This window comes from Methanoculleus sp. MH98A, from assembly GCF_000691865.1.
Taxonomy (GTDB): domain Archaea; phylum Halobacteriota; class Methanomicrobia; order Methanomicrobiales; family Methanoculleaceae; genus Methanoculleus.
In genome coordinates this window covers 1-764 of sequence record NZ_JMIO01000223.1, presented here as the reverse complement: position 1 = coordinate 764, position 764 = coordinate 1, and the positions used below count along the sequence as shown (strand labels likewise).

The 764-nt window shown below is 59.9% G+C and carries 1 protein-coding gene and 1 pseudogene; one reads left to right on the top strand and one right to left on the bottom strand.

Features of this window, described 5'->3' with window-relative positions; translation table 11 throughout:
• A pseudogene (locus EI28_RS12680) lies at positions 1-193 on the top strand (proteasome-activating nucleotidase); the annotation flags it as partial.
• A 19-nt stretch (positions 194-212) separates the two neighbouring features.
• On the opposite strand, the gene EI28_RS12675 reads toward EI28_RS12680, so the two are convergent.
• Positions 213-764: GNAT family N-acetyltransferase (locus EI28_RS12675; RefSeq protein WP_048115400.1), on the bottom strand; the 552-nt coding region annotated here is incomplete at its 5' end.

Here is a 764-nt window from a genome sequence, read left to right as displayed (position 1 = left end):
GGAAGTCTCCCGGCTCACCGAGGGCAAGAACGGCGCCGACCTCCGGGCGATATGCATGGAGGCGGGGATGTTCGCCATCAGGATGGAGCGCGATGCGGTCAACACCGACGATTTCATGAAGGCGATCGACAAGCTCTCGGTGGACTTCGACCGCCACCACTTCCACACCACCTTCGGCGAGATGTTCGCCTGAAGGATATCTTTTTTTGTTGTTAAACCTCAGCCGAATGCTCTGCCGTGAACGTCTCCCCCAGTCCCGGCAGGCGTTCCGGGGCAAGATCGCTCTTTAGAAGGCCGAAGATCAGACGATCGTGATATTCGCTCCCGGCATGCCAGTACTGCCTCTGGATACCCTCCAGGACAAAGCCGCAGCTCTCCATCACCCGCCGTGATGCCGTATTGCCGGCAACGGTGTCGCCGTTCAGCCGGTAGCCCTCGAGCACGGTGAACGCGAAGTAGACCAGAAAGGTGCAGGCCCGGGTGCCGTAGCCTCTTTTCCAGCACGCGTCGTCGAGCTGGTAGCCGATCAGAAACGATCCGGGGCTGAAGTCAACCGGAAACAGTGCACACTGCCCGACGAAGTCCCCGGTATCCTCCAGTCTTACCGTGAAGACGTGGTGATCCGGCATTCTTCCTGCCCGGAACGCCGTCCGCATCTCCTCGATCAGGGGGAGGAAATAGGATCGCGTGGCCTCATCCGTATTCGGCCCGAAAAACAGCCACCTGCAGACCGACTCCTTCGAGAGCATCCGGGATATATCGGG